A 23,958-nucleotide genomic window follows, 5' to 3' on the forward strand; every position below is an offset into this window, starting at 1 on the left:
CCGCCACAGCAACTCCCACGGCAACGGCGACTGCAACCGCCACGGCGACATCGACGACAACTGCGACGCCGACTGCCACCGCGACAGCGACGAGCACTGCAACACCGACTGCCACCGCTACCAGGACTGCTACGCCAACCGCGACAGCGACGCTCACTGCAACCACCACGGCGACTAGCACTTCGACAGCGACTGCCACCGCTACCAGGACCGCTACGCCAACCGCGACGGAGTCGAGCACGGCTTCAGTCACCGCGACTGCCAGCGCAACTGGTACCGCAACTGCGTCGCCGACCGAATCGAGCACTGCGACACCGACCGACTCTGCCACGCCGACCTCGACACCGACTCCGATCGACGAGAAGCTGAGGATCAAGCCTCATTCGCTGAAATTCGGCGACGACGTGACCGTCGGAACGACCAGCAAGCCCAGAACGGTCACGATCAAGAACGTGGGCAAGAAAAAGAACGGCCTGGCCGTGAGCATCGAGATGGAGACCGCGCCGCCATCGGTGTTCGTGGTGAAATCGGAATGCCAGGAGCTGCTCGCGCCCGGCAAGAAATGCAAGGTATCGGTGACCTTTAGCCCGACCAATACGACGTCGCAGACCGGAACGCTGATGATTTTCGACAACGCGATCGGCGCGCCGCAGACCGTTTCACTGTCCGGCACCGGTAAGGCCCCTGTGCCTATTCAAAACCTAAAACCAGGCAATATGGGCGATAACACCTATGAACGCTAGCCTTATTCGCGCAACGCACTGAAGATTAGAGGGACCCGGATAGCTATATTCAAAAATGGAGATAATCGGGTGATCTCTGCTTCGCTTAGGTTGCGATTCTGAAATGCCACTGACATTTATTCGCGATCTACGTCACGGCTCAAGCCAAGCCAAGACAGTTAACGCGATTAACGTCTAAACGAAAAAAGGAGTGCTCCTTGGACCTTCAGAAAATCGTGTCAGATCTAACGGCAGAAAAAGATCGGATCGTCAGGACACTCACAAGGAATGCCTTTTGCCTCATATCGCGTACTCTGAAAGCAAAGTCGCGCGCAGTTTCGCGAAATGAATCATCCCCGCCAGCTGTCGCAGACTTTCTGTGGCGTTCAGTTTCTTTTCGAAGTCCCATCCTGAGACGGCGCGTATGTACGGCCTGACTCTTGAGACTAGCTGGCCAGGGCATTGGTTGAGAGCGTCTGTCGGTGCAGGCATATTGAACAAACGCAGAGCAGCGTGATGAGGATAGCATGCCAGGACCAGCAGCATATCGGCGACGATTTCCTCCGGATCGTCCAGGTGATCTTGGTACTCAGCGCCGAGGGAGAGATGCGTTTGTGCGTGGCGACTATCAAATATGCGTTTCACGACATGATGACCGACCTCATGCCAGAAGGCGGCCGCCACTCGGACTGGATGATCCGCCGTATTCACATATATGAGCGGTTTACCGACCAAAACACGATCACTCACGTAAAAACCTCGCAGAGCGCAACCCTGGGAATCGTCGAGCGGCTTGGCCTTCAGTACGGCACCCAGTTCCGTCGCAATTTCCGCCAGCCGACGAAGATCCAGAGTCCGAAATACCTTTTGGTTAAGCCCTGGCAGCGCTGCACCCATCTCGGCGAAAATCTCCGCCACTTGGCGCCTGTCTAAGAGCTTGCGCAGTGCGTTCGAATAGTCGCGACGCGCGAAGGTCTGGAAAGATTGGTGCGCCCGCAGCACAGGTGCCTTCGCGCCGGCGCCTTTTGTAGTAGTCAGAATCTCGTGTATGAGACGTTCGAGACTGTCAGGTTCTCTTTTCGCAACCGTGTTCTCTCGGCGATGCATGCGGGCCGAGATTCGGTATCGGTCTTTCGTAGTCACAAGAACTCCCTGAGCGAAGAAACAACCTACTTTCGTCGCAGTCGCAGCCTGTTTACGGCTCCCAAAATGCGGCACGATCGTAACCTGCGGGCACGTAACAATATGACCTCGCTCGCTCTCTCGGCCTGACCAAAGCAAAGAGCGTCCTTCGAGCGCCTAATCCATGCCGGTGCTGATTCCCTCGACGTGCTCAGCCGACCAGAGGAATACGAGAAGAAACGCTACGGCCAAGTAGCCAAGCCAGTAGAACGGCCTAGCCAGAAGGCTCCGAAGACCTGCTCGTTCGGCAACCGCATCCGCATTCGATGCTCCCCAACCGTCACATACCCCATCGTCAATCCTGTTTTGTGAGAACACGTTGCACCTCGTCTTTCTGGATGGCCGCTTCAGGTCAAAGAGATGAAGCGCCAGCCACACTCGCGCTGGTCCTCGAACAGTCGCACAAGCAGAATTACGTCAAGTGAAATCAAAAGAGCGATGATGAAGTCTGCTAGCATTCGAGGCGCCCCCTTCCACTGTGCGCACTCATAGTCACTGTGCTGATATTAGTGTTTGACTATGAGTCAACTCTTTTTCGACAAGAAGTTATGCGGTCTTTTTAATCGAGTCAATAAAACGTGCTTGACCGTGAGTGATTCTGCCGCCAGTGCCCGAAGACCGCCTTGCTTGGCAAGCTTCGCCAGCGTTACCAGCAGATGGGGTCGACGAATCGGTGGTCCTTTTGTTTGGGTTCAGTCGGCCGTGCCGCCAGGGAGGCCTGCCACGTCGTTTTCATGTCGAGCAGGTTGACGAAGAAATCATCGGTCAGCGTCTCGGGTTGCTCGGTGAAGACGCCGTATTCCGACCGTCCGACATTGCGTGTGACCCCAACGCGAAACTCTGGGCCAATCCCGAGAATTCCTGGCGAAGAACCTTGGCTGGCTCGAACGCGCTAGCTAGATACCCGAGTTGGTCTTGAAGCATAACCGCCGGTCCGAGCGCGTCGGCGAGTTCGCTCAAATGTTCGGCGAACGACGCGCAAAGCCGTTTGAGTTTCTCATCGAGAGCCTCCAGCGGGGCAAACTGGTTCGGGACCGGACGAAGGCGGTCCTGAAAGTTGTGCCTTGACTCGAACACTCTGGCCAGGTCGCTGAGCTGCATCGCGAACTTGCGTAACTCGTCGAACACCTTTGCCAGTTCGCCGAGCCGCTGCATCGGTTCGCGAAAAGACGCCATACGAGCGAGCTGCGCCTGCAAAGGCTCGACCTGGTCAAAAACTGCCGATACTGCAAGTCTGGCCCGAAACGCGTTGGAATCTTCCCGCTCGTTTGAAGGCGGCCCGTATAGGTCGGCTTTGATATCAAACAGTATCATCGTGCTTTTCCTGGTGCTGTTCCCACAATCGCAGACTTGCGCGGCACTTCGCGCCAGGAAAAATGGGCGGCCCGGCGTTCACCTGGCGACAGCTGACGCCGCCAGCTCAACATCGTAACGTATCCATCCGGCTTTTTCGCCTGCTTCCGAAGTCGCCGGCTCTGATAGGAGGACCACTTACTTGCGGGACCACCTGGTTCGATCTTAATTGGGCAGATCCGTCGAGCTTCGCTCGAAAATTTGAGCCAGCCCAGAGAATTCCTGGTGGAGAGCCTTGGCCGGCTCAAATACAATACACAGATGGGCGAGTCGATCCTGAAGAGCTGCAGCGGGCTCGAGAGCCGTGGCCAGTTGGCACAGACTTTCGCGGAACGACAAGCAGAGCTGGCTGAGTTCCTGGTCGAGCGTTTCCAGCGGTGAGAATTGCTTCAACACCTGTTGAAGTTGGTGCTGGAAGTCGTGCATCGGCGCGAGCACTTTAGCCAGGTCCCTAATCCGTCCCTCGAACTCGCGCAGAGGTTCGAACACGCTTGCAAGCTCAGAGAGCTGCTGTATCGGTTCGAGGATAACCACGATCTGCGCCAACTGCTCCTCGAGCGGTGCGATCTGATCGAAGACCGTCGATACTGCCAGACCGGGCTCAAATGAAGTTCGCTGAGTTGCCATCTTAATCCGTCCTTAGCCTTTTTAGTGGCGAATCGTTGCTATCGAAATTGCAGCGCGCCTTATAACTAATTGTAGAAGACAAGTTGCTATTGTTTTGAGTATCTATTGAAGTATAAAAATGCGTCAAATAGGCAATACAGTTCTTAGTCTTGTTTAGCCATCCTGCCAGTATCGATTGATCTCTCGCAAGCCGCAGCGTCGCGGCAATCCACAGGGGCCGAGTTGCTATTGCCGTGGCGTGACGGCAAGGTACATGCGAGTCGGCGGTCAATTAATGTGGCAGTTGTTGGGAGGATAGACTCGAATGGCAGATCAGCAGATTTCGTTTCACCCCACGCTCGCGGTCGAGGCGGTGTTTGAGCAGGTAAAGCCGCTTCAAGATCAACTCGCTCAGATAGCGTCGATCCTGGAACCGATAGGACAGCTTTCGGAGCTTGGGAATGTGTTTGAACCACTGCGCCAGTTTGGGACGCAAATCAAGGAATTGGCCAAACTGCTTCAACCGATGCGCGGTTTCCAGGACCAGCTTCGACAGGTTCTGAATCAATTCGGCCCTCTGAAGGCTCTGGATCTGGAACTCGATCAACTTTCTGAAGGGTTCTGCCAAAGCCTGGGCCAGCTTGCCGCTGCGCTCGAACCGGCGGTGACGCTTCAGGACAGACTCGCGCATCTCGCTAATGCGTTTGAACCGGCGAAGACCCTTCGCGAGGACTTCTCGGCGCTGGCGCAGGGTTTTGAGCGAAGCTCACAAGGTTTATCGGAGCAAGCTTGAAACATAGAGAAGACTCGCAACCGCGGGATCAGAGCGCAGGGTAATGGACAAACCGAAGGTGACCGAAGCGTCTATCGACGCCGAACAGGTGGTGCGCGAGCTGGTCGACGCCTTAAAGTCGCTCCAAAAAAAACCGGCGCCGCTCAGTTCCTCGCCGCCTGGCGAACACGAGCAGCAAAAACCTCCCGAATCGCGCGGCGGCCGTTCGAAGGCAACCACGCTTCTTGCGGCTTTGCCGGGCGTTTCAGAAGTCGACGAGCCAGAGCCGGAACAAATCCCGGAACTCGAAACCGCCAAGAATTCACAGACCCCAGGCTTCGAAGTTCAATCCGGCGAGTACGGAATCGTTCAAGGATTTTGCCGCAGCCATGGAGTCCTGGAGCGCTTCCAGCTGACTCCTGTGGAACTGAAAGCGTTGTCCAACGCATCTTTGTTCGGATCCTGGACTTGCGAGCAAGACGTGAAGTTCATGCTGCGCCAAATTCGTGAGGCGAGTAAGCCCGCGGAACCGCAGGCCACCGATGCGCCTGAGCAAATCAGGGTCCCATTTCTCCTGGATGCCGCCTCCTTGCTCGAGCGCGCGGAGAATGGCTCGTCTGGCCCGTCGGGAAACAAGCGCGAGGAACGCGAAGCAAACGATCACCCGACCGAGGAGCAAAAAGACAAGAGCCACGACGCTGCGCGTAACGGTCTGTACGGCCAAGTCGCCTCTCAACCCGAGCAGCGTAAAAGGCACAAGCGTCGAACCAGAACCGGGACAAAGGTAGCCATCGGCATTTCTATTACTAGTCTGTTGCTGTGGGTGCTGACTCTCGGGATCTTGTATAAGTTAGTCGACGCTTATCGAAGGCACGTAACCACTATAGCTACGCTCAACACGATCATTGGCAAGCAGCGCGAAATCAGCCAACAAACAATTTCAGAAGTGCAGGCGCAGGCGGCCGCCGCCAAACAAGCCTCCCAAGCAGTCGAATCCCAAGCGGATAGCATCAAGACCCAGGCGGACGGCAGCAAGATCGATGCAGACGCTGCCAAGACTCAGGCAGACGTTGCTGCGCTCTCCGCGCGCAGTGCACGCGATATGGTGGTAATAGCCGAAGCTGCCCACGTCAATGTAGATGCAATCTACTGTTCTCCTCGCGGTCCATTGAGTCTCGATACGGTATTGACATTGCGTTACCGCAATTCGGGCAGGACTCAGGCCGACAACTTTGAGTCGTCTTTCTCCGCCGGAATTCCCGGCGCTACGCCGACCGAACAATCAACAGATCCGGCCAGCGCAGTCAGTGCTGCTTCGGTAAGCGCAGGTACGAGTATACCAGGCGCAACCACAGGCACAGTCAGAGACATGCTCTCGAAGAGTTTAGACAGTGTTCCACCCGAACAAACGTTTCAGAAGATTGTTGCGGGGCAGCTCAAGTTCGGGATTTGGGGAACTGTTACGTACACTGACGTTCTGAAGGAGAAACATCAAGAGAACTTTGAGTACGTTTGGGATCGCAACTTTCCGGACGCTTGCCTGTTCACCGTAGTTGCGCACACGGGTGAATAGAGTCCGATTCCACAATCTCGATACCACCGGTACCGATGGACCCAGCAATCCTGCACCGATAGGAGGTCGCGACTCGTATGGTTGGCCGAGCTCTTATGGCGCAGGCTCGTGAACCCGGGGACAAGGCGATGAGAATCTCGCTCGTCTCCGGAAAGAAGCTTCTGAAGGCATGACGACGCCCCAGTCGCGCACCTCGTCTGTCAGCACTGTCTTTCCCACCAATTCGACCAGAGCCATCGAACGTTCCCTCTCGGCGCGCAAGACAGTCGCTCCCGTGTTCGCTGACATGAAGGAATCCACCGAGATGGTGAGGACCTCGACCCCGAAAAGGCGCGCGCCGCTATCGATCCGGCGCTGACGTTATGATGGATGCGGTCCATCGCTACGACGGCTACGTCGTGCAGTCTACCGGCGACGGTATCTTCCCGCTTTTCGGTGCTCCGCTCGTTCATGAAACCATTCCGCAGGATCTTTAGGAGTTTGACCCCGATATTTCCTATCTTCCGACAGTGTGGCGCACGGTATTCAGGATATGGATGAAGTCGCGCGCCGAAGGCACATCACCGAGCAACGCAACTTGCGAAAGCATCTCCATCTCGTCGCTCGTTATCTTGTGAACCCGCCGCAGTTGGTCGTTCTTCCTGAAATCATTCCAAGTGGAATCAGTCGTCGACTTACTCTCGGGACTCAGTAGCGCGTGTGCGCGAGGGTTAGCGAGAAAAAATAGTTCGCGGCGATCGAGTCCGAGCACTCCCGCCAGGCGCGTTAGAGTCTCGTCGGAAGGATGGCGTTTGCCGGATTCCAGGTGGCCAATGTATGGCGTGGATGTCCTGATGCCACGAGCAGTTTCCTCTTGGGTGAGGTCGAGTTGCCGTCTGCGTTCCCGAATGACTTGTCCGAAACTGCGTTGCTTATTGCGTGCCATTGATCTTCTTTCCCCCTGTTTACGGTTTCCGATTGAGTCTATTTCAGCGTTGTGACCACAAGTCATCAAAAAAGGTGAAAAAGACAACTTTTTGTTAATATCATTAAAACGACTTAAAGGCCAGCATGTCACTGTTGGATTTGTCAAAACGCCTCCAAGAACCCCATACGTTGCCGTCGCGTCATTCTCAACAAATTGTCTATTTCGGGCCGTCTGCCCTCGTCCGCCAAGTCCTTTCTGGTTCGCGAAACCTGTCCCAGTTCATCCCACGTGATCCCGCTTAGTCCCGGCCAAATTGCGTTAAGCAATACTCCCGAACTACTTCAGCGCCCTGCTCTTGAATGTCGATTGCGAAGTGACGCAGGAGAAAGCGGTGTCAAAATCGGAGGATGTCTCCATTTGACCGGTCAGATGACGCGCGGATACCAACTGGAGTAGAGCAAACCTTCGTATGGCGATGCAGGAGCTGGTCGTTTGTCAGGCATAGAAGTTGCCCTCTAACTTTTTGAGAGCGGCCTTGGTAAACCCGAAACGATCGATCCTATTAGCCATTGGACTGGCAATTTGGCTCACGGTAGTCATTGTCGGGCTAGGCATACTTAGAAACTACTCTTTGACTCCCGGCAGTGCTGGAACTCCGCATGCGTCGTGGCCATCCGAGAGTCTCATCTCTCGCCCTTCCGGCTATTTCACGCTGGTGATGGCGATTCATCCGCATTGTCCGTGCTCGCGTGCGAGCATTGGCGAACTGGCGATCCTGATAGCGCACAGTGGAGGCAGGCTCGCGGCCTTCGTTGTCTTCGTCCAGCCGCCAGGCTTCGATGCAACCTGGACGAAGAGTGATCTCTGGTCAAGCGCCGGGTTGATACCCGGCGTAACCCGCATCATTGATCTGGGCGCCGAGGCGAAACTGTTCGGTGCGGCGACTTCAGGCCAGACGATGGTTTATGATCCGCGCGGGCGCCTGCTATTCAGCGGCGGAATCACCGCCGCTCGTGGGCACTTCGGCGACAACGCCGGTGTGAGCGCAATCGCCCGATTGATCGATGTCCCCGAACCAGGTGGACCCGCGAGGGTTGTTGACAGGAACAAGCCGGTCATGGTTGCGGCCACCACCCCGGTCTATGGATGCCCGCTGTTCGCGCGATCCGCGAATCGCAAAAGTGAGCAGGACAAGTGCGCGAAATGAGCCCGGAGCGCGAACTTTCTGCTGACGTCGCGGGCCGCGCCAACGCGCTCTTCAGCGAAATGCGCGCCGGAATCTTCCGCCGCACGGACAAATTATTTGCCGGTCTGTTCGTGTTTCAGTGGCTCGCCGGAATCGTCGCCGCGTTGCTCCTCTCGCCAACCACCTGGGCGGGTGAACAAAGCCAAACACACATCCACCTATGGGCCGCGATATTTCTCGGTGGTGCGATTGCGATAGCGCCGCTTGCAATGGTGCTGGTGATGCCGGGTCGCACCGTCACTCGCCACGTCATCGCGATCGCGCAGATGCTCACGTCGGGCCTGCTGATACATCTGAGCGGGGGACGGATCGAAACTCACTTCCACTACTTCGGATCGCTTGCCTTCCTGGCCTTCTATCGCGATTGGCATGTGCTGATAACCGCCTCGATTGTCGCGGCCGCAGACCATTTCGTTCGGGGACGCTATTTCCCGCTATCGATCTATGGGGTGGCGGCGGTAGAGCCGTGGCGATGGGCTGAACACGTCGGATGGGTCGTCTTTACAGATTTCTTTCTGATTGTTTCGATCGTGCAGAGCCTGAACGAGATGAGAGCGATCGCCGTCGATCGTGCGCGGCTGGAAACTGTCAACGCGGAAATCGAGAACGAGGTCGGTATTCGAACCGCCGAACTCCGCGAGACCGCACGCGAGCTGGTCGCCGCACGCGAGTCGGCGCTGGACGCGTCGCGCGCCAAATCGGAATTTCTCTCGAGCATGTCGCACGAGATTCGCACTCCGATGAACGCGATTCTCGGCATGGCGCAATTGCTGGAAGAGACCAAGCTCGACCCCGACCAACAAAGATACCTCGAGCTAATGACCAACAATGGTGACGCGCTGCTGGACCTGATCAACGGAATTCTGGATCTCGCAAGAATCGAGAGCGGCCGCCTCTCGCTAGAGCAAACTGGTTTCGATCTCGAAGAGCTGGTCGATGGAACGGTTGAGACTTTGGGGATTCGAGCTCATCAGAAGGGACTAGAGATGCTGGCGCATGTGATGCCCGACGTTCCGACCGCGCTCGTCGGCGATCGGCTGCGCGTCCGCCAGGTCCTGCTAAATCTGATCGGCAACGCCGTCAAGTTCACCGAGCGCGGCCAGGTCATGCTCACCGTCGAGCGCGATCGCGACTCCGACGATCCCGCTCATCTTCATTTTTCCGTATCGGATACCGGCATCGGAATCGCCCCGGACAAACTCGAAGACGTTTTCTCCAGTTTCACCCAGGCCGACTCTTCCACCACCCGCCAGTATGGCGGCAGTGGCCTCGGCCTCGCGATCGTGCGCCGGCTGGTCGCGCTGATGGGAGGTCGCGTCTGGGTCGAGAGTGAGTTGGGACGTGGCAGCGTCTTTCATTTTACCGCGCCCTTCCAGCTCGACACCGGCGCGCCCGCCGAGAGACAGACCATCCCGACAGTGATGCTGAGCGGGGTTCGCGCCCTTGTGGTCGACGACAACTTCAACAACCGGCTCATCCTGCGCGAAATGCTGTCGAGCCGCGGCGCCGATGTTGATGAAGCCGAGGACGGGCCGACCGCGCTCGAACAGATTGAACGTGCCAGGGCCACGGGCGTTCCATACAAGCTGGTGTTGCTCGACTGCAGGATGCCGGGGATGGACGGCTTTCAGGTTGCCGAACGGCTCAAGGCCGGGATGGGACAGGATTTGACGGTGCTGATGCTGTCGTCTGACGATCTCAAGGTCCAGCTGACGCGCGCACGCGAGCTGGGACTCGACGCTTACCTGGTGAAACCGGTTCGTCGAAGCGACCTGTTTGATGCGATCGGAACCGCGATGGCGAAACACGCTGCTCTTTCCGCGACCGGCGCCGTGGAACCCGCGCATACTCCGTCGCTCACTTCGACGGAGGACGTCACTGAGATTGCGCAACCAGATCGTCCTCTGAGGATCCTTCTCGCCGACGACTCGAAGGACAATCGTTTACTGATACACGCCTTTTTCAAGGACACCGCATGGCAACTCGACGATGCTGAGAATGGTGCAATCGCCGTCGCCCGGATAAAAGCCGGAAGCTACGACGTGGTGCTCATGGATATCCAGATGCCCATGATGGATGGCCTGGAAGCTACTTCTGCAATCCGCGCTTGGGAAAAGGAACGTGGCCTCTCGCGCACGCCGATCCTCGCACTTACTGCCTCGGCCCTGGATGAAGAGGTTCGCCGGACCCTTGATGCCGGCGTCGACATGCACGTCAGCAAGCCGATCAAAAAGGCCGTACTGCTCGCCGCGATCAAGAAGTCGACGCGCTCAACTTCCGAGCCCACGGTCGCGAAAAAACAAGAACGAAGTGGCCCTTGTTCTACGTTTGCAAGAACCTAAACGTTCATTCAACGGACTGAATGGCACCGGATCGTCGCCTTCGGAAAGTTGGCCGAGACATGCGCGGAATTTCTCAGCAAAGGCCGCCAGGTGTATGTCGAAGGACGGCTGACAACCTGCGAGTACGAGGCGAAGGACGGCAGGATCGGGGTTTGAAAAATGAAGACCAAAGTGGCACGGTCGCGTGAAGAATCCGAGTTGAGGCGAAGCCGTGAGTATATGCAGAAATTTAAATGTCGGGCTGCTGTTTCCGTTTCGAAATCCGCCGGCGTGGCGCAAGCCGTTTGCTGACTTCTATGCCGATCAGCTCGCGCAAACGCGACTCGCCGAGGAGTTTGGCTACGATGAAGTCTGGCTGACCGAACATCACTTCGCCGAGGACGGATACTCGCCGGCGATTTTGCCAATCGCATCGGCGATTGCCGCGGTCACCAAGCGGATTCGCATCGGTACGTACCTGGTGCTGCTGCCGCTGCATAACGCGGTGCGCGTCGCGGAAGACGCGGCGACGATCGATATCATTTCAAACGGCTGTTTCGATTTGGGTGTCGGGCAAGGATATGCACCCGGCGAATTCGCGGCGTACGGCGTCGATCGAAAGACTCGAGCCGGACGCCTCGAAGAAGGTATCGAAGTGATTCGCGGTGCGTGGACCAAGGATGACTTTTCATTCGATGGGAAGCACTACAAGGTGAAGAACGTTCGCCTGATGCCGCGGCCGGTGCAGGCGCCGCATCCTCCGCTGTGGATCGGTGCCGGCGCGCCAAAAGCGATCGAACGCGCGGGACGGATGGGATGCAATTTCATGGGTCTCGCGAATCCCGCCGCGCAAACGACTTATGACAATGCGTTGCGGAAGGCCGGACGCAATCCAAAAGATTTCTCCGCAGCACAACTCCACTTTACCTATGTCGGACGCACCAATGACGAGGCGTGGGCGCATTCGCAGGAGCATCTGCACTACATGATCAAGTGGTACACGCGATGGCTGAGCGAGGCGGGCGACTTCCTCGGCGCAGACATGCCGCAGTTGCCGGAGCCCGCGAAGCTGCGCGATTCGCAACTCATGTTTCCGCTCGCGGTCGGTAGCCCTGACGAAGTTGCGTCCAAGCTCAACGCGTCGCTCACGAAAGTAAGAACGACACACCTCGTGCTCGGGATGCATCTGCCCGGTATCTCGCCGGAACGCAGCCGCAGCTCGATGGAACTCTTCGCGCGTGAGGTTGCGCCGCAATTGAAGCCACCTTCGGCGTCTTAGAGCAGGAAAATTCTCATGGGTGCACTGACTGACAAATACTGCATCGTGGGCGTGGGCGAGACTCCGCACCTGCGGCCGTCGAATCGCACGACGCTATCGATGGCGTGCGAGGCGATCCGCAACGCGATGGACGACGCGGGCCTCGAGCCGTCGGACATAGATGGCATGACGAGCTATCAAGTCGCGGATTCAACCTCTTCCGCGCACGTCGCGTCTGCGCTCGGGATGCGGCTGAACTATTGTCTCGATATTTTCGGCGGCGGTTCGAGCACCGAGGCTCTGGTCGCACACGCGATCGGGCTCATCGAGGCGGGCTACGCCAAAACGATCGTGTGCTTTCGCTCGATGCTCGGGCGATCAGGGCGCAGGATGGGCGGGCAGATTCCGGGCGGTCCCATTCCCGCAGCCAATGCCGACGGCGACAATCAGTTCAACATGGGATGGGGTTGGACGTCGCCGGCGCAGCGCTTCGCCATGTCCGCGATGCGCTATCTACACGACACCGGCTGCACGACCAAGGCATTCGCGGAGATTGCGGTAGCGCATCGCTATCACGCTAGCCTCAATCCGAAGGCTATTTATCGCTCGCCGATCACGATTGAGGATCACCAGCGATCGCGGTGGATCGTCAAACCGTTTCGGCTGCTGGACTGTTGCACGGAGACCGATGTCTCGGCCGCCATCATCGTGACGTCGCGCGAGCGTGCATACGATCTGCGGCATCCTCCGGTCTTCATCATGGGAGGATACGCGCGCACGATGACCGATAATCCGCAGTGGAACCCCTCGCGGCCAGTGCTGCACTACGTCGCGGGCAACTATGGATGGAAGCGCGCGTTCGGCATGGCGGGAATCACGCATAGCGATGTGGACTTCGTTTCGTGTTACGACGCTTTCACTTTCACCACGCTGATTCAGCTCGAGGCGAACGGATTCTGCGCTCCGGGTGAGGCGGGCGAATTCGTCAAGGGCGGGCGCCTCCAAATCGATCACGAGTTGCCGAGCAATCTCTCAGGCGGGCACCTGTCGGAAGGTTACACACATGGCGTGCAGATGGTGATCGAAAACGTGCGCCAGTTGCGGCATCGCGCTGACGACGCATGTCCCGGATGGCGCGAAGGCACGCATAGTTACGATCGCGCCAAAGGATGCCGCCAGGTCCATGATGCAAAAATCTGCTGCGGGATGGCGTGGGGATGGGAAAATATGGCGAGCTGCCTCATCCTGCGGGGGATGGCCGCGTGAGTGCGGAGGTGATCGATGTCGGTGACAATTGACTATTCGAAACTGCGCATCCATCCCGATTCCGACACGCGCGAATGGTGGGAGGCGACGCGGCAGCGCAAGTACCTGGTGCGTCGATGCAATCAATGCGGGCACAAATGGTTTCCGCCGAACATCCCGGCGTGCAACAAGTGCACCTCGATGGATATCGGATGGTTCGAGACCGCGGGCAACGGTGTGATTCACAGCTACGTTGTCGTGGTGCAGCCGATCCTCGGAGCGTTTATCGCAGCGGTGCCATACGTCGTCGCGATCATCGAGCTTGACGACTGCAAGGAAGAGGACGGAACTGTCACGCGAGTCGCCGGCGTTATGACCAACGACGAAGCGGAAGTCGCGATCGGCCTGCCATGTTCGGTGATCTTCGAAGAGACCAACGATCCGAAGATTGTGATGCCGCGCTGGCGCGTCGGCGGCACCGCCGAGAAGACGTGGAGATTCGCTGAATGAAGAACCGACGACGTCAATCCGGAAAACGCCTGCGCGGTAGGAGCATAGCTGCGTAGTCTTTGTGCACGCCCGGCTTGCCGAGGCGTCTGCATATAGATGATGCGCGGATTAACTTTGTGCAGATCCTCCACGCCCTCGAGTCGCGCTCCGCGGTTTCGCCTCGCCGTCGCCCATCAGTTGATTCCGGCGGCGCGGAAGAACGACAGCATCGCATCGAGCAATGCGCGTGGGTTGTCGCCTTGCACATTGTGTCCCGACTTTTCGACACGCGCCAATCGCCCATTCGGGAGAGAGCGTGCGAACTTCTCCGCCGAGTCATCGGTGAGGACGTCGCTCAGCGCTCCGCGCACGACCAGGGTCGCGCATGAGATCTTCGAGACGTGATCCGCAAACCGCGTTCGATCTTCCGTGAACGCGCGCATCGCGTCGTCTGATCGGCGCCGCTGATCGTGCTTGAAGACCCATTTGCCCGCGGGCGTCTCGCGCAAATTGTAGTGAAGACTTCGGCGCAACACTGCCGGATCGCGAAGTGGATTGAACCTGGTCGCGCGATCGAGAAAGGCGTCCGGCGAATCGAGTTCGGGCGTGCCCGCAAAGTCGCGAATGCGCTCGGCCCCTGAAGTGCTGATTTCGGGAGCGACATCGACGATCACCATCGCGCGCATCGCGTCGCTATGACGCGTCGCATAGGCGATCGAGTTGAGCCCGCCCATCGATTGCCCGACGAGTATAGGACGCTCGAGTCGCATCGAGTCGATGAATCCTTCGATGTCGCCGACGTGCGCCGCGATTCGATAGTCGATTGTCGGCGACCATTCGCTGTCACCATGCCCACGCTGGTCGAGCGCAACGCATCGAAAGCGGTCGCGAAGCATAACAGCAACGCAATCCCAGGTGTGCGCGGTCAGACCGCCGCCGTGCAGAAACAGAATCGGCGTGCCGGTTCCGCCCCAGTCGAGGTAGTGAAAGCGCATCGAGCCGACGATCACCTGATGATCATCGGGGAGCGTAATCGGATCGGGATGAAGATCCGCGATTCGAAGCGCGGTGCGGAACATCGCGATTTCTTCAGCGCGTTCCATTTGCCGGAACTGTCAGCGATCGCTGATCGCTAGGCCGAGACTCCGTGGCGCAGGACCTTGCCCGGAGATACGCCAGTGAAGCGGTCGCCATCCCAGGTAATCTGGCCGTTCACGATCACATGGCTATAGCCCTCGGCGCGTTGCACGCGGCGCCATTCGTCGCCTGGCAGGTCGTGCGCAATCTCGACCGGCAGCACCTTCAACCGTTCGAGATTGTAAACCACGATATCGGCCGGTGCGCCCTCGCGCAGGAAGCCGCGATCCTTGAATCCGGCGCAGAAGGCCGGCAGTCCCGACATCCGCCAGTGGATGTCTTCGAGGCTCAGCCACTCCTTCTCGCGAACAAAGCGGATTAGTCCTTCGGTGGGATAGCGCCCCGCGGTCAGGAACTTGGTGTGCGCGCCGCCGTCAGAAACGCCGAACGTTATATAAGGATAGTCGAGCAGCTCCTTCATCAGGTCGGACGAGTTCACCGCGGGTGCGAAGAACTCAGTCTTGAGATTCTCCGACACTGCTATGTCCAGCATGGTGTCCACGGCGTCCTTGCCGGTTTCTTTGGCCGCGAGGCGGAGCGTCATGCCCTCGAACTTCTTGTTCGCGGGCTTCTGGCATTCTGTGATGATGATCTCGTCGAAGTAGTTGGTGATCAGGCTCTCGCGCGGCATCTGCGCCTTGAGCGCGGCGCGGCGGCGAGGATCACCGAGTTTCTCCGTGCGCTCGGCAACGGTGCCGGTAGTTGCTTCGCGCCAGGCGTCAGAATCGTCAAACAGGTTCCAGTCCTCGAACGTGAAGGTGAGTCCGGCGTCAGTGGTCGTACCCTGGCCATAGACCGGCAGACCCTTCTGACGGCATCGCTCGAGCCACCGCATCGTGTTGCGATGGCGATGCGGGAAGCGATCGTTCGTCACCAGCGCTTCGTACATTATCGGACGCCCGCTGACTTCGGCGATCTGCTCGAAGTGCTCCGCATCCTTCCTCGGATCCCAACTCGCCAGCGTGAGTTCCTGGAAGCCTTCGCCGCGCTCGCCGAGCACCCGCGCCATTTCCAGGCAGGTCTCGTCGTGCATCACGTCGGTATTCATCGGCGAGCCGTCGAAGTCGCGTTGCACCGCGCTCGGACCGCCCGGGATCAGCCGCTGCGCCGACCATCCGCACGCGCCCGCGTCCATCGCTTCGTGCAGAATACGGCGCATCGTCGCGTGCTCATCGTCAGTCGGCATACGACCGGTCTTCGATTCCTCGATTCCCATGACGTAGCCGAGCACCGGATTCATCGGAACGTAGGGCAGCAGATTGACGCCCTTGGGCAGGCGATCGAGCTTGTCCATAAATTGCGGATAGGTCTCCCAGTCGAACGGCATCGCGGCCTGCATCGCGCGGAGCGGAATCGCCTCGGTGCGGACCATCGTCAGCATCGAGCGCTCGGCATCCTTGGGGCGCACCGGCGCGAAACCGAATCCGCAATTGCCGATCACGACCGAAGTAACCCCGTGATAACCGGAGATCGTGAGGTAAGGGTCCCAGAAAATTTGCGCGTCATAGTGGGTGTGCAGATCGATGAAGCCCGGTGCGACGATCTGTCCGTCAGCATCGACGACCTTGGCGCCCTCATGCGATGCGATACGGCCGATCTTTGCGATCCTGCCGTTCTTGATCCCGATGTCGCTGCGAAAACGCGGCGCACGAGTACCGTCGACCACCATGCCGTTTTTTACGACCAGATCGAATTCCGCCATGACGAGCACCTCACTTGAAAGATTGACGCGGGACCAAACGCTATTCGCCAAGTATCGATCCATCCCGCGGTAAAACACAAACCGAACGGTATGTTTGGATTTCTCGCGATGGCAAATTCTGGGATATAGTCGCGCTTTCCTGCTCGGGAGGTGCGCGCTTGGCCGGCAAAGCCCTCGACGATCTGATCGTAGTAGAGTTCGCGCAAATGGTGTCGGGACCGATGTGCGGGAAGATGTTCGCCGACATGGGCGCCGAGGTCATCAAGATTGAACCACCAGGCGCTGGCGACGAGATGCGCGCACATCCGCCGTTTCCCGGCGACATCCCGCATCCGGAAAAGAGCGGCGCGTTCCTCTATCTGAACACCAGCAAGAAAAGCCTTACTCTCGATCCCGCGACGCCAACCGGCGCCGAGGTTTTTCGCGCGCTCATCGCGCGTGCCGACGTGCTGATCGAGAACCATCCGCCGGGACATCTGGATAGCATTGGCCTCGGCTTCGACGCCATGCACGCACTCAATCCGCGATTGATACTCACGTCGATCACACCGTTCGGCCAAATCGGTCCCTATCGCGATTGGAAAGGAACCGATCTGATTGAGTTCGCGATGAGCCTGACGGGCTATAACACGCCGACGATGGTCGATGACGCCGAGCGCGAGAACCCGCTGCGCGCACCGGGCCATCAGGCTGAGATGATGGGCGCGACCGCAGCCGCGGCAGCATCGATGTTCGCGATCTTCCATCGTGAGGCAACCGGAGTAGGCCAATGGATCGACGTGCCGTGCTGGCAAGCAATCGCAAGCACTTCGAAAATTGAGATGGCTGCTTACACGTATGTGCGCCTTCCGTTCAGCCGGATGCGCGGCAATGTCGCCGTTGGCCTCGAGCCGTTGCCGTGCAAGGACGGCTACATCTACACATTGTGGTCGGCGGACAGCCACTACGTGGCGCTCAAGAAGCTGCTTCACAATCCGCACGCGCTCGAGAGCGAAATCTTCGACAAACTCGCGGGACGTCAAGCCAACGACGACGTGTTGCGACTCGCAATTCGGCAGGAGCTGCTGAAGTACGATACCGAGTATCTCGTAAGCGAAGGGCAGCGTCTCGGGCTGACGATTGGTCCGGTGTTCACGGTGGCGCAGGCCGCACAGCATCCGCATTTGCGCGCACGCAACGCGTTCGTCGAGATCGATCATCCGATCGCGGGACGTTTCGAATATCCACGTTCCCTGGTGCAGATGACCGCGACTCCGCCGACGCCGTCACGCGCGCCGATGCTGGGCGAGCACAACACGGAGATCCTCGGACGGCTCGGCTACTCGCTCGAAGAGCAGCAGGCGATGCGCGCCGCCGGCGTGATCTGAAGGAGACAACGATGAGCCGACTTCCACTGGAAGGAATCAGAGTCGCCGACTTCAGTTGGATCATCAATGGTCCGCAAATCGCGCAATGGCTCGCGACGATGGGCGCCGAGGTGATCAAGATCGAGTCGCAGGTTTATATCGATATCGGACGCATCAATCCGTCCGGGATGGCTGATCGCATCGCCGGACCTAATCGCAACGGCTACTACCACGCGCTGAACTACGGCAAGAAAGCGATCACGTTGAACCTCGCGACCGACAAGGGCCGCGCCCTCGCCGACGACATCATTCGCAAGAGCGATCTCGTGCTCGAATGCTTTCCTGCTCCCGCCGCCAACAAACTCGGTATCACCTATGAACGGGTGCGCGCGGTGAAGCCCGATATCGTGATGGTCTCTGTGTCCCTGCTCGGCAAAACGGGGCTAGAACCTTCGTCGTGGGTCGGATGGGGCCCGATGGCATGCTGCTTCGTGGGTATGTTCGACGCGCAGGGCTACCCGGGCGGTCCGCCGCGACAGACGGGAGGCACCTGGCCCGACTACGCAATCGCCAGCGCGGTGACATTTCACGTGCTCGCGGCGCTGCGACATCGCAATCGAACCGGCGAGGGGCAGTGGATCGACGCCAGCATGGGCGAGACGGTGATTGGCCAGATGCCGGAATGGTACATGGATTACGCGATGAATGGGCGCGATCGAGGTCAACGCGGGAATCGTGACGACAAGATGGCGCCGCACAATACGTATCCATGCACGGGTGAGGACAAGTGGATCGCGATCGCGGTCGGCTCCCAATCGGAATGGGAAGCTTTGTGCTGCGCGATGGGGAATCCTGCGTGGACCCGCGATGCAAAGTTCGCCGATCAGTACTTGCGTTGGCGTAACTGCGACGAGCTCGATACTCACCTCGCGCGATGGACGCGGCGCTATGAGCATATCGCGCTCGCGAAAACGCTGCAGCGTGCGGGTGTCGCAGCAGGGCCCGTGCTCGACAGCGTCGAGATCCACGACGACCCGCATCTATGGGAGTGGGGATTTTTCCGCAAGATCAATCATCGCGAGGTCGGCGAGCGGATCCTGCCGAACATGCCGGTGCGGATGAGCAATATCGCCGAGTTTAACTACTCGATGCCGCCCGATCTTGGCGAGCACAATCGCGAGATCTTCGGCGGACTGCTTGGACTGTCGGACGTGGAAATAGCGAATCTGATGGAGCAGAAAGTTATTCATTAAATAGCGATAGGAGGCTCAACATGGGAATCCTCGACGGTAAAGTTGCGGTGGTGACTGGGAGCGGGCGCGGAATTGGGCGCGCGGTTGCGAAGGCGATGGCGGCTCATGGTGCTGCGGTTATCGTAAATGATCTTGGCGTTACGGTGGACGGAAAAAAAGAACCGGCGACTCCCGCGGATGAAGTAGTCGCGGAGATTAAGCAGAGCGGCGGAATCGCGGTTCCCAATGCACTGGATATCGCGACTGTTAGCGGCGGGCAGGGCGTCGTTGATCACGCGATTCGGGAATTCGGGAAGCTGGATATCCTCGTTAACGTCGCCGGCATCCTGAGAGATCGAATGATCTTCAACATGGCCGAAGAAGAATGGGACGAGGTGATTCGGGTTCATCTCAAGGGTCACTACTGCACGATCCGGCCGGCGTCGGCACATATGCGCGAGCGCAAAGCGGGGCGGATCATCAACTTTTCGTCGGGCGCTGCGTTGGGAGCTCCGGGGCAACCCAACTATGCCGCGGCGAAGGCCGCGATTCTCGGGCTGACGTATAGCAGCGCGGTCGCTCTGGCCAAGTACAACATTACCGTCAATGCGATCATGCCCGGTGCCGCGACTCGAATGACAGATTCCATTCCCGAAGGCCGGATGCCGGGAGGGAACTTTGGTCAAAGCACAACGGCGACCAACTCACCGATGGATCCGTCGAACGTGGCGCCGGTGGTGGTGTTCCTTGCGAGCGACGAAGCACAATACGTCAATGGACAGGCAATCGGCGCGATGGGCTATCGGGTGACTCGCTACTCGCACATCGCGCCCGAAGTCGTCCTGATGGGAGACGGCCCGTGGACAGTGGAGCGGCTGGCGAAGTCGTTCAAGTCATCGCTCGGCACTGATCTGAAACCGCCACGGATGTTGTAGGAATCCTGGTCAGGAGAAGGCGCCTGAAATTCGGTATCGGCTTTGCCAACTCGGGAGCATTCAGCGATAGGAAGTGATCTCGCGATCGTAGCTATTTGTTTTGCGACTGCGGCTTTGGCGGTGTGCCCAGGCCCGAGCGGCGCGGGAACGCGGCCTCGCGATATGCCTTCGGCGGTCCATCGAAGAAACCGATCGAGTTCAACCACAGATCGCCGCCGAGCAGGTGGCGCAGAGTTGGAGAAGCGCGATGCCAAACCTCCTCGCGCACCGAGACGATATGATTTTCCTGCACGCGCAGGAACGGACGCACATAGTATGCGAACAGCGCGCGGCGCCGACCGTCGCGAGAATTGTTGCTGCCCGTCTTATGCCAGGTGTATCCGTGCAGGAACGCGACTGATCCGGCGTTGCCAATGATTGGCACCGTCTCGTAGTTTCGTCGCGAATCCGGGACGGTGCGCAGCTTGTGCGAACCCGGAACGTAGCGGGTGCCACCGTTCTCTTCGGTGAAATCGTCGATCATCCAGACCGCATTCGCCGACAATAGATACTCGGGATGAGGCGGCGGCACGTAACCGGAGTCGGAATGCAGGGTCATCTCCTCGCCGCCCGGGCCGGTCGTATTAGACGAAAATCCCGACAGGATGAAATCGCCGCCGAGCAGTTTGTCCATCACCGCCATCACCTCGGGATGCTGGACAATTTCCTCGAAGACCTCGCCTTTGTTGACCAGGTTGAAGACGCGCTGGTTCGCGCCATCGGATTCGAGAAATGCGACGCCGTGCTGGCGTTCCAGATCGTTCAGGCGGTCGAGGTCGTCGCAGATGCGACCGAGGAGTTCCGCGGAGATAAAATTTGGCACGACGCATACGCCGTTTTCTTCAACTTCACCAACAATCTGATCGATATCGTTTCGCATCGTCTGACCCATTTCGTTTCAGCCTCGTTATCCTGAACGATCGGTTAATTTTGCGACAGGGCGCTGAGAATGACAAACGCGGGGTCCCTACTCAGACATCGGTATGGATGCGCCGCCATCGATCGTTAGAATCGCGCCGGTGGTAAAGCTGGCCGCGTCGCTCGCGAGGTAGAGCGCGGCGCCGACTACTTCATCAGCGTCGCCGGCACGTCGCAGCGGAAAGCTCTGCGAGCGATTCTTGAACTCCTCGGAATGCGCCCAGACCTTGCTGATGTCGGTTAGAAACGGACCCGCCATGATGCAGTTGACGCGAACCTTGGGACCGTATTCCTGCGCGAACGCAATCGTGATCGCGTTGAGCCCGGCCTTGGCCGCCGAGTAAGGCGTAGTAGTTTTGGAAGGACGAATTGCCGCGGTCGAAGAGACATTGATAATGGAGCCGCCGTTGCCGGATGCCATACGGGAACCGAACAGCGCCGACAATCGGAATGGTCCCTTAAGATTCACGCCTACGACTTTGTCGAAGAGCTCTTCGGTATGCTCGGCCAGTGACGGATAGAGGGGCGACATGCCGGCGTTGTTAATCAGAACGTCGCATCGGCCCCATCGCGCGTAAACCTCGTCAGCGAGGCGTTCGCAATCGCGCCACATCCCGACGTGTACGCCGTGCGCGGAACCGTCGGCGCCGAGCGCGCGGATTTCTGCACGGTGCTCTCGCAAGCTTCGATCTTGCGGCTCGCGATCGCGACGTTTGCGCCCGCGCGCGCGAAACCCATCGCCATCGCATGGCCCAGCCCGCGACTGCCACCGGTGATAGTGACCACCTTACCCGCGAAATCGTAAATTGGTGATGTACTCATTGTGTAGTGCCGGGGAATCAGCCTTTTGGCGCGGTTGTCTTATCTCGCACTGAAAACGATCTGAATCGGGCGATCATCAGAATTACTTTTCAATAATGTCGCGAAGGCTATAGTAGTCAAGTAGAAGAAACGTTCTGACCGCCAAGGAAATCACAAGGATCCCAAATGAACGCAGCAGTCCGTATCGACAATGAGACAGGCCTGAAAGTCTTCAACACGCGAGCGGCCAAGGCGTCCGACAAGATTACGGGCAAGGGCTACTCCGTCCTCACCGATCAGAAGATGAAGGAGATGCCGGAAATGCCGGCTGGCGCGATCTTCAATGCGCAAGAGCAGGCCAAGTACCGCGCATTCAAGGAAGCTCGCCGCGGCGCCGCCGACTACATGGCCATGGAAGGCGATTTCAAAAAATATCTGGATGACGTCTATTCGGAGCCGCCGATCCCGCGCGAAGCGCTGACCGACGAGTGCGAGATCCTGGTGGTCGGCGCCGGCTTCGGCGGACTGCTCCTGTGGCACAGGCTGAGCGAAGCCGGTTTCGTCGACGTGCGTTTCTGCGAGAAGGGCGGCGACGTCGGCGGCACCTGGTACTGGAACCGCTATCCAGGCATCGCTTGCGACGTCGAATCCTATAGCTACCTGCCGTTGCTCGAGGAGATGGGTTACGTCCCGTCGATGAAGTTCGCCTCGGGCTTCGAGATCCTCGAATACTGCCAGAACATGGCCAATAGATTCGGGTTCTACGACCACTGCCTGTTCCACACGACGGTCAAAGGGACGACCTGGGACGAGGCATCCGGCCGCTGGATCGTCGAGACGGATCGCGGCGACAAGATGCGTGCGCGCTTCGTGATCCTGGCCAACGGCATCCTGACGACGCCGAAGCTGGCGCGCATCGCCGGCATGGAAAAGTTCCAGGGCGACTCCTTCCACACCTCGCGCTGGAACTACAACATCGACCTGCGCGGAAAAACGGTCGGCATAATCGGCACCGGCGCGACCGCCGTACAAGCGGTACCGGAGCTCGCTAAGACTGCCGGCCAGCTCTACGTCTTTCAGCGCACGCCGTCCTCGATCGACGTGCGCGACCAGCGCACGACGACAGACGAAGAGCGGGCGACCTGGGCCAACGAGCCCGGATGGGCCCGGGCAAGGCGCGCGCGCTTCTCGAAGATATCGGCCGGTCGCACTGCCATCCAGGCCAACGACGACTACCTGGCAGGCAAGATTCCCGACATCAAGAAGTTCAGGAAATACGACCGCAAGCTGACCCCGGACGAGCTGACCCAGAAGCAGCTCGATTCCAACTTCCGCATCATGGAGCAGATCCGCGCGCGCGTGGACGCGATCGTCAAGAATCCGAAGACAGCAGCGGCCCTGAAGCCGTACTACCCGTACGGCTGCAAGCGTCCGACCTTCCACGACGAATACCTGCCGGCGTTCAACCTTTCGCACGTCCATCTGGTCGACACCGCTCCGCGCGGCGTGTGCGAGATCAACGAGCGCGGCGTCGTCCATGAGGGGGTCGAATATCCGCTCGACGTGCTGATCTACGCGACCGGGTTCCAGTGGATGGGTACCTCGACCTTCAACATGGTCACCGGCCGCGGCGGCCGCACCCTGAAGGAAAAGTGGGAGACCGAGGGGACCAGGACTTTCCTCGGCCTGCATAGCCACGGCTTCCCCAACCTGTTCATCGTCACCGGTCCGCAGGGCGGCGGCGGCAGCTTCAACTTCACCGACGCGATCGACGCGCACAGTGACTACGTTGTGTGGATGCTGCAGACCATGCGGGAGCGCGGCGCATGCATCGTGGATGTCCGCAAAGAGCCGGAGGATGCGTATGCGGAGCATTGCCGCGACGTCGACCTCGCGACTGCGCCGCTGCGCGATTGCATCTCCTACTACAATGGTGAAGGCAACGCGGCACCGGGCAGCCTCGCCTATTACGGCGGCGGCAAGTGGCACAAGTATCGCGTCCAGGCTCAGTCAACGCTCGAGCCCTATGCGTTCGAAGGAGGGATCCGGCTCCTCTCTGCCGCGGGTAAAGCGCGCTTCTATCGCCAAATCCGTCCTGAACTGAATATTGAAGCGCCCACCTGCTATCACTCTGCATGGGACCGCAAGTCTGGACGTTCAGTACACCTTTTCAA

The 23,958-nt window shown here is 58.8% G+C and carries 20 protein-coding genes and 2 pseudogenes; 13 read left to right on the forward strand and 9 right to left on the reverse strand.

All coding sequences use genetic code 11. From position 1 onward, the window contains the following. The coding region (locus WB650_RS24860) for a hypothetical protein (protein WP_422303121.1) at window positions 1-376 on the reverse strand (376 nt) is incomplete at its 3' end. Between the two features lie 10 nt (window positions 377-386). On the opposite strand from WB650_RS24860, the gene WB650_RS24865 reads away from it, so the two are divergent. After that, window positions 387-743: a choice-of-anchor D domain-containing protein gene (locus WB650_RS24865; RefSeq protein ID WP_423962457.1), complete on the forward strand. Its 357-nt coding sequence runs from the start codon at window positions 387-389 to the stop codon at window positions 741-743. Between the two features lie 279 nt (window positions 744-1,022). On the opposite strand, the gene WB650_RS24870 is transcribed toward WB650_RS24865, so the two are convergent. The 3 genes from WB650_RS24870 to WB650_RS24880 form a co-directional block, all read right to left on the reverse strand. Further along, complete coding sequence (locus WB650_RS24870; RefSeq protein WP_423962447.1) at window positions 1,023-1,829, reverse strand: hypothetical protein; 807 nt, start codon at window positions 1,827-1,829, stop codon at window positions 1,023-1,025. Window positions 1,830-2,669: 840 nt separating this feature from the next. Then, on the reverse strand, window positions 2,670-3,218 hold the full coding sequence (locus WB650_RS24875; RefSeq protein ID WP_422303118.1) for a hypothetical protein: 549 nt from the start codon (window positions 3,216-3,218) through the stop codon (window positions 2,670-2,672). Window positions 3,219-3,422: 204 nt separating this feature from the next. After that, window positions 3,423-3,884, reverse strand: a complete 462-nt coding sequence (locus WB650_RS24880) for a hypothetical protein (RefSeq protein WP_423962450.1) — start codon at window positions 3,882-3,884, stop codon at window positions 3,423-3,425. A 304-nt stretch (window positions 3,885-4,188) separates the two neighbouring features. Between WB650_RS24880 and WB650_RS24885 the strand changes: the two genes are divergently transcribed. Both WB650_RS24885 and WB650_RS24890 read left to right on the forward strand, forming a co-directional pair. Further along, window positions 4,189-4,656 carry a hypothetical protein gene (locus WB650_RS24885; protein WP_422301415.1) on the forward strand — a complete coding sequence of 156 codons (468 nt, stop codon included), beginning with the start codon at window positions 4,189-4,191 and terminating at the stop codon, window positions 4,654-4,656. Window positions 4,657-4,699: 43 nt separating this feature from the next. Beyond that, on the forward strand, window positions 4,700-6,208 hold the full coding sequence (locus tag WB650_RS24890) for a hypothetical protein (RefSeq protein WP_422301417.1): 1,509 nt from the start codon (window positions 4,700-4,702) through the stop codon (window positions 6,206-6,208). A 496-nt stretch (window positions 6,209-6,704) separates the two neighbouring features. Here the strand turns inward: WB650_RS24890 and WB650_RS24895 are convergent, their stop codons facing one another. Continuing rightward, window positions 6,705-7,133: a helix-turn-helix domain-containing protein gene (locus WB650_RS24895; RefSeq protein WP_422301418.1), complete on the reverse strand. Its 429-nt coding sequence runs from the start codon at window positions 7,131-7,133 to the stop codon at window positions 6,705-6,707. Between the two features lie 613 nt (window positions 7,134-7,746). Here WB650_RS24895 and WB650_RS24900 point away from each other — a divergent pair. The 6 genes and pseudogenes from WB650_RS24900 to WB650_RS24925 all read left to right on the forward strand — a co-directional run bounded on the left by WB650_RS24900 (window position 7,747) and on the right by WB650_RS24925 (window position 13,695). Next, entirely contained in the window at window positions 7,747-8,322 is a 576-nt protein-coding gene (locus WB650_RS24900) for a RedB protein (RefSeq protein ID WP_422301420.1), read from the forward strand. Next, window positions 8,319-10,703 carry a response regulator gene (locus WB650_RS24905; RefSeq protein WP_422301422.1) on the forward strand — a complete coding sequence of 795 codons (2,385 nt, stop codon included), beginning with the start codon at window positions 8,319-8,321 and terminating at the stop codon, window positions 10,701-10,703. Before WB650_RS24900 ends, WB650_RS24905 begins: the two co-directional genes overlap by 4 nt. A 9-nt stretch (window positions 10,704-10,712) precedes the next feature. Further along, window positions 10,713-10,847 (forward strand): annotated as a pseudogene (locus WB650_RS24910) (single-stranded DNA-binding protein); the annotation flags it as partial. A 67-nt stretch (window positions 10,848-10,914) separates the two neighbouring features. Next, window positions 10,915-11,961: an LLM class flavin-dependent oxidoreductase gene (locus tag WB650_RS24915; protein WP_422301424.1), complete on the forward strand. Its 1,047-nt coding sequence runs from the start codon at window positions 10,915-10,917 to the stop codon at window positions 11,959-11,961. 15 nt (window positions 11,962-11,976) lie between these two features. Further along, window positions 11,977-13,206: a thiolase C-terminal domain-containing protein gene (locus WB650_RS24920; protein WP_422301426.1), complete on the forward strand. Its 1,230-nt coding sequence runs from the start codon at window positions 11,977-11,979 to the stop codon at window positions 13,204-13,206. 15 nt (window positions 13,207-13,221) lie between these two features. Then, on the forward strand, window positions 13,222-13,695 hold the full coding sequence (locus WB650_RS24925; RefSeq protein ID WP_422301428.1) for a Zn-ribbon domain-containing OB-fold protein: 474 nt from the start codon (window positions 13,222-13,224) through the stop codon (window positions 13,693-13,695). A 173-nt stretch (window positions 13,696-13,868) separates the two neighbouring features. Here the strand turns inward: WB650_RS24925 and WB650_RS24930 are convergent, their stop codons facing one another. Together WB650_RS24930 and WB650_RS24935 are read right to left on the reverse strand one after the other, a co-directional pair. Then, on the reverse strand, window positions 13,869-14,777 hold the full coding sequence (locus WB650_RS24930; RefSeq protein WP_422301430.1) for an alpha/beta fold hydrolase: 909 nt from the start codon (window positions 14,775-14,777) through the stop codon (window positions 13,869-13,871). A 29-nt stretch (window positions 14,778-14,806) separates the two neighbouring features. Beyond that, window positions 14,807-16,513 (reverse strand): N-acyl-D-amino-acid deacylase family protein, encoded by a 1,707-nt coding sequence (locus WB650_RS24935; protein ID WP_422301432.1) that lies wholly within the window; start codon window positions 16,511-16,513, stop codon window positions 14,807-14,809. A 158-nt stretch (window positions 16,514-16,671) separates the two neighbouring features. Here WB650_RS24935 and WB650_RS24940 point away from each other — a divergent pair, with 158 nt between their 5' ends. The 3 genes from WB650_RS24940 to WB650_RS24950 are packed head-to-tail and all read left to right on the forward strand — an operon-like array spanning window position 16,672 to window position 20,026. After that, window positions 16,672-17,880, forward strand: a complete 1,209-nt coding sequence (locus WB650_RS24940) for a CaiB/BaiF CoA transferase family protein (protein WP_422301434.1) — start codon at window positions 16,672-16,674, stop codon at window positions 17,878-17,880. 11 nt (window positions 17,881-17,891) lie between these two features. Further along, window positions 17,892-19,112 carry a CaiB/BaiF CoA transferase family protein gene (locus WB650_RS24945; protein ID WP_422301435.1) on the forward strand — a complete coding sequence of 407 codons (1,221 nt, stop codon included), beginning with the start codon at window positions 17,892-17,894 and terminating at the stop codon, window positions 19,110-19,112. Between the two features lie 20 nt (window positions 19,113-19,132). Further along, window positions 19,133-20,026: an SDR family oxidoreductase gene (locus WB650_RS24950; protein WP_422301437.1), complete on the forward strand. Its 894-nt coding sequence runs from the start codon at window positions 19,133-19,135 to the stop codon at window positions 20,024-20,026. 91 nt (window positions 20,027-20,117) lie between these two features. On the opposite strand, the gene WB650_RS24955 is transcribed toward WB650_RS24950, so the two are convergent. Next, window positions 20,118-20,945 carry a phytanoyl-CoA dioxygenase family protein gene (locus WB650_RS24955; protein ID WP_422301439.1) on the reverse strand — a complete coding sequence of 276 codons (828 nt, stop codon included), beginning with the start codon at window positions 20,943-20,945 and terminating at the stop codon, window positions 20,118-20,120. Between the two features lie 87 nt (window positions 20,946-21,032). Then, window positions 21,033-21,805: pseudogene (locus WB650_RS24960) on the reverse strand (SDR family NAD(P)-dependent oxidoreductase). Window positions 21,806-21,970: 165 nt separating this feature from the next. Here WB650_RS24960 and WB650_RS24965 point away from each other — a divergent pair. Next, a partial coding sequence (locus WB650_RS24965; protein ID WP_423962455.1) for a flavin-containing monooxygenase occupies window positions 21,971-23,958 on the forward strand: 1,988 nt, incomplete at its 3' end.

The organism is Binatus sp. (SeqCode) (assembly GCF_049584895.1).
Classification (GTDB): domain Bacteria; phylum Desulfobacterota; class Binatia; order Binatales; family Binataceae; genus Binatus.